The following is a 7,696-nucleotide window of genomic DNA, read 5'->3' on the forward strand; positions in this document are numbered from 1 at the left end:
GCGTCGCGGAGCGCGTCCGCGGCGTCGCTGTCCTTCCGCGCGGTGATCGCGAGCGCGCCCTGCCCCGGCGCCGGCACGTGCGTGTTCGTCGAGAGCTCCTCGTCGTGGACGTGGTGCGTGAGGCCCGTGCGTTCGAGGCCGACCTGCGCGAGCACGACCGCGTCGTACTCGGTCTCGACCTCGCGGCCGAGCGCGGACTGCTGGAGCGGCGACAGCGACTCGAACCACTCCTCGACCGGCTGGTCGAACTCCGCGTTCTGGCGGTTGTCGGGCTCGCTCTCGCCCTCCGATTCGTCGTCCTCGAGGTTCTCGACGCCCTCCTCCACGGTCTCGCTGGCCTCGTAGTCGCCGCGCTCCTGCTGGCGGGCGTCCTCGCTCATGCGCTCCTTCTCGGCCTCCGTGCGGCGCTCGTGTTCGTCCTGGAGCGCGGGCGCGAGGAGTTTCTCCACGCGCGTGTCGACGTTCCCGCGAATCGGCTCCACCTCGAGGTCGGGGCGATGCGCCTGAACCTGGGCGCCCCGGCGCAGGCTCGCGGTCCCCACGACGCTGCCCGCGGGGAGGTTCTCGAGGCTGGTGCCGTTCGGCGTGACGAGCGCGTCCGCGGGGTTCTCGCGGTGCGGGACCGCCGCCACCACGAGGTCGTCGGGGACGTCCGTCGGCACGTCCTTCATCGAGTGGACGGCGGCGTCCACGTCGCCGTCGAGGACCTTCCGGTCGAGCGAGCGCACGAACGCGCCCGTCTTCCCGAGGTCCTGGATGAGTTCGTCGTCCACGCGGTCGCCCGTGGTCTCGACTTCCACGAGCTCGACGTCGTGGCGACGCTCTTCGAGTTCGGTTTTGACCTCGCCGGCCTGCCGGAGCGCGAGGTCCGAACCGCGAGTGGCGAGGCGTATCGGGTCGCTCATGTACGTCTCTCGGCGCGCGGGGTTGAAACCCCCTGCGTTCGCGGGGCGCGTGGCGAGCGAAGCGAGCCACGTGATGAGCGAACGCGGAGCGAAGCGACGCGTGAGCAGCGTGCTCGACCGGAGGGAGACCACGTTCGAGCGAGCGGGGAGTGGAACGACCCGCGAGCAGCGTGGTCGACCGCAGGGAGACCACGGTGGAGCGAGCGGTGACGTCAGGAACCGCGAGCCGCGCGGCTGCTGTCGAACGCAACGAGTCGAGCACTTCCTGCGGTCGCCCGCGCTCAGTTCGCGCTCAGTTCGTCGCGCCACTCCCAGAAGGAGGCGGGCATGGCGACGTGGTCGCGGCGGTCGCGGAGGTAGCGGACGGCGACCCACGTGCCGAGGGCGGCGCCGGCGACGACGGCGACGCCGCCGAGGGTCGCGCCCCGGAACAGGAGGACGCTGCCGGCGACGACGAGGGCGTCGGCGAGCACGGCGATGCGCGGGGGCGGTCGGGTCGTCGCCGGGCCAGTCGCCGCCCGCGGCGTCGATGCATGGGCGTCCATCCACAGCGCGAGCGGTAGGACGAGGAACGCGGCGAGCGCGGGGACGCCGAGCGCGAGCGCGGGCAGCGAGAGCAGGTCGCCGGCGTCCGCGACGACGGCTTCGGGGACGACCTGGACGACGACGAACATCCACGCCGAGGTCACCAGCCAGAACGCGGTGACGAGCGGGACGGCGGCGATCCAGTACCACCACCGGGAGTCCACGCGGAGCTCACTCATGGCCGCCCGTTGGGGGTCACGGCGTTTGTAGCTCACGGGACGCCGACGGAGTCGTGGCGCCGGTAGAGGTAGTAGACGGCCAGCGGCACCTGCAGGGGCTGGGCGACGAGGCCGGCGAGCCCGAGCAGGCCGTAGAGCGCGGGGTCGGGGTTCCACTGGCCGGGGGCGTCGGCGACGGCGGTGGCGTCGTAGTAGATGGCCAGCGGGAACGCCAGCGACAGCAGCAGGCCGACGCCGGCGAGCACGACGACGAGCAGGAAGACGCCGGCGAACCCGAACCCGACGCCCATCGGGACGCCCATCTCGGGGTTCATCGTGCCGGCGCCGGTGAGCGCGAAGACGAACGCGGCGAGCCCGACGAGGAACCCGAGGACGGTGCCGACGACGTAGTAGACGGGGACGGCGGCGACCCAGTACCACCACCGCGAGTCGGGTTCGCGGGGCAGGTTACTGTTCGCGTCGAACTCGGCTGCGGTGTCGTCCGTGGAGGGCGTCTCAGCCATGCGCGGGTGTTCGCGGCGGGACGTGAAAAGCTTAGAGGGCGTCCCGGTAGGCTTCGAGCGTGCGCTCGACGTCCTCCTCGGTGTGGCTGTAGGCGACGAACTGGGACTCGAACTGGTTCTGGGAGAGGAGGACGCCGTCGTCCAAGACCTGCGGGCGGAACACGCGGTTCCAGCGGTCGACGGCGCCGCGGGCGACGTCGGCGCCGGTCTTCGGGCAGGCGTCGAAGCGGTCGCAGTCCGGGTCCTGCTCGCAGCCGTCCTCGCAGGCGCCGGACTGGGCGTCGCCGCCGCGCGTGAACAGCACCTTGAACAGGCTGTCCGTGCCGGCGACGGTGTACTGGGGCGCCTGCTCGGCGACGATCTCCGAGAGCCCCTCGCGGAGCTGTCGACCGAGGGCGTTGACGTGCTCGTAGACGTCGTGCTCGGCGGCGTACTGCAGTGTCTCGAGGCCGGCGGCCATCGTCACGGGGTGGCCGGAGAACGTGCCGGCCTGGAAGACGTCGCCGACGGGCGTGAACCCCTCCATGATGTCGGTGCGGCCGCCGATGGCGCCGACGGGGAAGCCGCCGCCGATGATCTTCCCGAACGTCGTGAGGTCGGGGGTGATGCCGTACTTCGACTGCGCGCAGCCGAGGCCGCCGACGCGGAACCCCGTGATGACCTCGTCCCAGACGAGCAGCGACCCGTGCTCGCGGGTGAGGTCGCGCAGCGTCTCGTGGTAGCCGTCGACGGGTTCGACGATGCCCTTGTTCGCGAGGATCGGCTCGACGAGGACGGCCGCGATGTCGTCGCCGTGCTCCTCGAAGACCTCGGTGACGGCGTCGCTGTCGTTGAACGGGACGGGGATGGTGTGTTCGGCGAACGCCGCGGGGATGCCCGCGCTGGACGGCCCGCGCTCCTCGCTGTCGCCCTCGACGAGCGTGGACTCCTGGGCGCCGTGGTAGCCGGACTGCATCACGACGATCTTGTCCCGGCCGGTGTGCCCGCGGGCGAGCCGGACCGCGGAGGTGGTGGCCTCGGTGCCGGTGTTGACGTACCGCACCATCTCGACGCTGGGGACGTGGCGCGCGAGGAACTCCGCGTGCTCGACTTCGAGCTCCGTTGGGAGGCCGTACATCGGCCCCTCGCTGGTGCGGCGCTGGACGGCGGCTTCGACGGGCTCGGGGAGGTCGTGGCCGAGCAGGAGCGGGCCGAGGCCCATCACCCAGTCGACGTACCGGTTGCCGTCGGCGTCGACGACGTGGCCGCCGTCGCCCTTCCGGACGAACGTCGGGTACGGCTGCGGGGCGGCCCGCACGGCCGAGTTCACGCCGCCGACGAGCACGTCGAGCGAGCGGTCGTAGAGGTCGCGTGACGTCTCGCGGTTCATACCCCCGCCCTAGGGTGGGTCCCGGAAAATAGCTGATGGGTCAGGCGTTCGGCGCGTCGTCGGCGTCCTCGCGGGCGCGACCGGACGCTATCTGGCGGACGCGTACGGGAGAGTTCGGAGAACAGCGACGGAAGAGTGCCGGCCGTTCGAGCACAGTCCGACGATGGCCGGCGAACACACGGTGAGCACAGTCCACTGCGGTTACGGACACAGTCGCGGTCGTGTCACTTGCATATCACCTCCGGGGAGATGCGCGAACCGACGCCGCCGGCCGGGGACCCGAGTAGGGGCACGTTCGCCGCGGAGGTAGCGCCTGCACGGGGCGCGAGCACACAGTCCGAGTTCCGCGCGGGTCCGCCGCCGAGTCCGAGCCTGGCTGACACAGGCGTATCGTTGGATGTACGCACGTCCACTCTCCGACTCGAAACCGGGGCGTTCGTTTCGCGCATCTACAGTTCAGTCACAGGTCCGGATACTATGTAAAAGTTTGCTTGATGAACGTGGTATAATAATTCCGTGCGGTAGACGAGCGCCCGAATTACAAGCGGATTTAGTCAGTATAAGGTCGTAAACCGTCCAGAAAACCGGGCGTTCGGCGAGCGAGAGTGGACGCGCGCCGACGCAAGAATTGCCGGGAAGCGCCTGCGAAGCGGGCGCGCGGGCGACCGGAGGGAGCCCGCGCGGACGAGCGAACGCGGAGCGAAGCGACGCGTGAGCCGCGCGGTGGCGCGAACGGCGAGCGCGACGAGCCGTGATTGGATTACTCGGTCAGCGATTCTGCCACGCGCTCCGCGAAGTACGTCACGACGAGGTCGGCGCCCGCGCGCTTGATCGACAACAGTGACTCGCGGGCGGTCGCGTCGAGGTCCAGCCAGCCGCGGTCGGCGGCCGCGTGCAGCATCGCGTACTCGCCGGAGACGTTGTACGCGGCGACCGGGCGGTCGAAGTTCTCGCGGACGTCCGCGACCACGTCGAGGTACGGGAGCGCGGGCTTGACCATCAGCACGTCCGCGCCCTGTTCGACGTCGAGAGCGACCTCCCGCGTGGCCTCGCGGCGGTTCGCGGGGTCCATCTGGTAGTGCCGGCGGTCGCCGAACGCGGGCGCGCCGTCCGCGGCGTCCCGGAACGGCCCGTAGAACGCCGACTCGTACTTCGCCGCGTAGCTCATGACGGGGACGTCCGCGAAGCCCGCGTCGTCCAGCGCCTCCCGGATGGCCGCGACCATCCCGTCGGTCATCGACGACGGCGCGACCATCTCCGCGCCGGCCTCCGCGTGCGAGACCGCGGTCGCCGCGAGCAGGTCGAGCGTCTCGTCGTTCTTCACGGTGAGGTCGGGGTCGTCGCTGGCGTCCTCCTCCAACACGCCGCAGTGGCCGTGGCTCGTGTACTCGCAGAGGCAGACGTCCGTGATGACGTACGCGTCCGTCTCGCTCCTGATGCGGCGCACGGCCTCCTGCACCACGCCGTCCTCGGCGTACGCCCGCGTCCCCCGCTCGTCCTTCGACTCGGGGACGCCGAACACCATCACCGCCTCCACGCCCGTCGCGAGCACCTCCTCGACGCGCGCGACCGCCTCCTCGACCGGGACGCGCTCGTGGCCCGGCATCGACTCGATGGCCACCCGCTCGTCGGTCGTCGCGTCCACGAACACCGGCGCCACGAAGTCCGACGGCGACAGGCTCGTCTCCGAGACCAGCCCCCGCACGCCGTCCCGCCGCAGCCGCCGCGGTCGGTCCGTCAGGTCCATGCCCGGGTCTCGGGGCCGCGCGCCAAAAGGGTTCGCGGAACCGGCGCTCGTCCTTGTCGCTGTTCGAAACGCTGGCGTGGTCGACGCCTGAAAGCCCTCGCGGCGCTCGCCCTTTCAATCCGCCAGGATGCCGGCCGTATCACTGGCCGACATTACTTCTGCTGTGGCGTGGTGTGAACCCTGCCGCCGTCCGGCTTCCACAACCGTCTTTACACACCCGGGCTACCGGCGAGTGTGGACAGCGACCGCCTCCAGCTCTACTCGCTGTACGTCTCGCGGTTCGCGGGCGGGTTCGGGTTCAGCGCGCTCGCGGTCCTCCTCCCGAAGTACGCCAACGCCCTGGACGCCTCGGGCATCATGCTCGGGCTGTTCTACACGGGGTTCACGGCGACGCAGACGCTCGTCGTCGTGCCGATGTCGTGGGCGGGCGACCGCTACGACAAGCGCGCCATCTTCCTCGGGCTGCTCGCGTTCGGCGTCGTCGTCTCGTACGCGTTCACGCTCGTCGATGCCTCGTGGCAGCTCGTCGCCGTGCGCGGCGGCCAGGGGATACTGGCGACCGGGATGGGGCTGTTGAGCCTCGCGCTCGTCGGCGAGCTCGCGACCGCGGAGACGCGCGCGAACTACATCGGGAAGGCGAACGCGTGGCGGTTCGCGGCGTCGCTTTTGGGCTTCGTGGCGGCGGGCGTGCTCTTCGACCGCTACGGCTTCGAGCCCGTCTTCTATGTGCTCGCGGTGCTGTTCGTCGTCGCGTTCGTCGCCGTCTGGTTCCTCCTCGACCCCGACAACAGCCGCGTCACGGGGTTCCCGTTCAGCGACCTCGCGCTGAACGGCCGCATCCTCACGCTCACGAGCTTCCGCGCGCAGTACGCCGTCGCCGTCACGCTCGTGCGCTCGTGGGTCGCCGTGTTCGCGGGGCTCGCGGTCGCGGAGGGCGGGCTCGCGTACAGCGGTACCGTCGTCGCGGTCGTGCTCAGCGCCGAGAAGTTCACGAACATGCTGTTCCAGCCGTTCACGGGCCGGCTCTCCGACCGCTACGGCCGGTCGCTGTTCGTCGCCGCGGGCGGCGCCGCCTACGGCTTCGTCGCGCTCGCCGTCCCGCTCACGCCCGCCGTCGGGAGCGCGCTCGGACTGCCGACGCGATGCCGATTCTGGGCGGCTGTCGCCGGCGTTCGTCCCGCTGCTCGCGGTCAACGGCCTGCTCGGTGTCGCGGACTCCTTCCGCGAGCCCGCGAGCATGGCGCTGTTCGCGGACGAGGGCATCGACGGCGAGGGCATCGCCTCCTCGTTCGGCGTGCGCGAACTCGTCTGGCGGCCGGGCAGCGTGCTCGCGCCCGTATTGGGCGGCTTCCTCATGTCGCAGTTCGGCATGGAGTGGGCGTTCTACGTCGGCGGCGCGTTCGCGCTCACCGGCGTCGCCACCTTCCTCGGCGTGCTCGTCCACTCCCACGGCGCGCGGGCGCACACCGAGTGGTGAGCTAGTCCGCGGCCGCCGACGTCGCGCCCGCGCTGCTCCCCTCGTTCTTCGCGTCGATGGCTTCGACGAGGAGTTCGGTGACGTCCGTGATCTCGATGTCGTCCTCGTAGCCGCCGGTCTTCCGGCCGTCCTCGTACATCGTCATGCACATCGGGCACGCGACGACGAACCGGTCGACGTCCGGGCCGGCGTCCGTGTCCTCTAAGGCCTCCCGGATGCGCTCCTCGCTGGGCTTGGTCTCCTCGTCGAAGTCCATCCAGAGCCCGCCACCGCCGCCGCCACAGCAGAACGACTCCGAGCGGTTCCGGGGCATCTCGTCGAGCGTGACGCCGGTCGCGCGGACGACCTCGCGGGGCGCCTCGAACTCGCCGTTGTACCGCCCCAGGTGACAGGGATCGTGGTAGGTCACGGTGTCGTCGAGCTCCGTCCCCGAGAGCCCGAGCGCGCCCTCGTTGACGAGGTTCTCGACGACCTGCGTGTAGTGGTAGACGGAGTCGCCGTCCTCGAAGCCGAACTGCTCGTACTCGTTCTTGAACGTGTTGTACGAGTGGGGGTCCGTGCAGACGACCTTCTCGTAGTCGCACTCGCGGAACGCCTCGATGTTCTCCTCGGCGACCATCTCGAAGAGCCCCTCCTCGCCGACCCGCCGGATGTCGTTGCCGTCGTTCTGCTCGTCCTCGTAGAGGATGCCGTAGGAGACCCCGGCCTCCTCGAACACCCGCGCCAGGGAGCGCGCGACGTGCTGGTTGCGCTCGTCGTAGCTCGGGTAGTCGCCGACGTACCAGAGGTACTCGACGGACTGCTCGCGGGCGTCGGGCACCTCGAAGTCCAGCTCGTCGGTCCAGTCGGGGCGCTTGCGGTCGGGGTCGCCGAACGTGTTGCCCTTCTGGAAGACGTTCATCACGGCCTCCTCGACGTTCTTGTTCATCTG

Annotated in this window: 6 protein-coding genes and 1 pseudogene; 1 reads left to right on the forward strand and 6 read right to left on the reverse strand. The window is 70.4% G+C overall.

From position 1 onward, the window contains the following. From hemC to hemB, 5 genes are all read right to left on the reverse strand, one after another. Positions 1 to 905: hydroxymethylbilane synthase (gene hemC, locus GJ634_RS12875; protein WP_157503247.1), on the reverse strand; the 905-nt coding region annotated here is incomplete at its 3' end. Positions 906 to 1,186: 281 nt separating this feature from the next. Continuing rightward, a complete protein-coding gene (locus GJ634_RS12880; RefSeq protein WP_157503249.1) occupies positions 1,187 to 1,669 on the reverse strand; it encodes a hypothetical protein in 483 nt (160 codons plus the stop codon). A gap of 32 nt (positions 1,670 to 1,701) precedes the next feature. Further along, positions 1,702 to 2,172, reverse strand: coding sequence for a hypothetical protein (locus GJ634_RS12885; RefSeq protein ID WP_157503251.1), 471 nt, complete (start codon positions 2,170 to 2,172; stop codon positions 1,702 to 1,704). A gap of 31 nt (positions 2,173 to 2,203) precedes the next feature. Then, on the reverse strand, positions 2,204 to 3,541 hold the full coding sequence (locus tag GJ634_RS12890; protein ID WP_157503253.1) for a glutamate-1-semialdehyde 2,1-aminomutase: 1,338 nt from the start codon (positions 3,539 to 3,541) through the stop codon (positions 2,204 to 2,206). A gap of 760 nt (positions 3,542 to 4,301) precedes the next feature. Beyond that, a complete protein-coding gene (hemB, locus tag GJ634_RS12895) occupies positions 4,302 to 5,288 on the reverse strand; it encodes a porphobilinogen synthase (RefSeq protein WP_157503255.1) in 987 nt (328 codons plus the stop codon). Positions 5,289 to 5,522: 234 nt separating this feature from the next. Here hemB and GJ634_RS12900 point away from each other — a divergent pair. Next, positions 5,523 to 6,765 (forward strand): annotated as a pseudogene (locus GJ634_RS12900) (MFS transporter). Position 6,766: 1 nt separating this feature from the next. Here GJ634_RS12900 and GJ634_RS12905 read toward each other — a convergent pair. Beyond that, positions 6,767 to 7,696 (reverse strand): (Fe-S)-binding protein (locus GJ634_RS12905; RefSeq protein ID WP_197425519.1); only part of this gene is annotated, 930 nt, incomplete at its 5' end.

Origin of the sequence: Halobacterium sp. CBA1126 (assembly GCF_009741975.1) — an archaeon.
GTDB lineage: Archaea > Halobacteriota > Halobacteria > Halobacteriales > Halobacteriaceae > Halobacterium.

Excerpts from the sequence above, each read along its gene's own strand:
- GJ634_RS12880 (WP_157503249.1), bottom strand. The coding sequence starts at position 1,669 with ATGAGTGAGCTCCGCGTGGACTCCCGGTGGTGGTACTGGATCGCCGCC.
- GJ634_RS12885 (WP_157503251.1), bottom strand. The coding sequence starts at position 2,172 with ATGGCTGAGACGCCCTCCACGGACGACACCGCAGCCGAGTTCGACGCG.
- GJ634_RS12890 (WP_157503253.1), bottom strand. The coding sequence starts at position 3,541 with ATGAACCGCGAGACGTCACGCGACCTCTACGACCGCTCGCTCGACGTG.
- hemB (WP_157503255.1), bottom strand. The coding sequence starts at position 5,288 with ATGGACCTGACGGACCGACCGCGGCGGCTGCGGCGGGACGGCGTGCGG.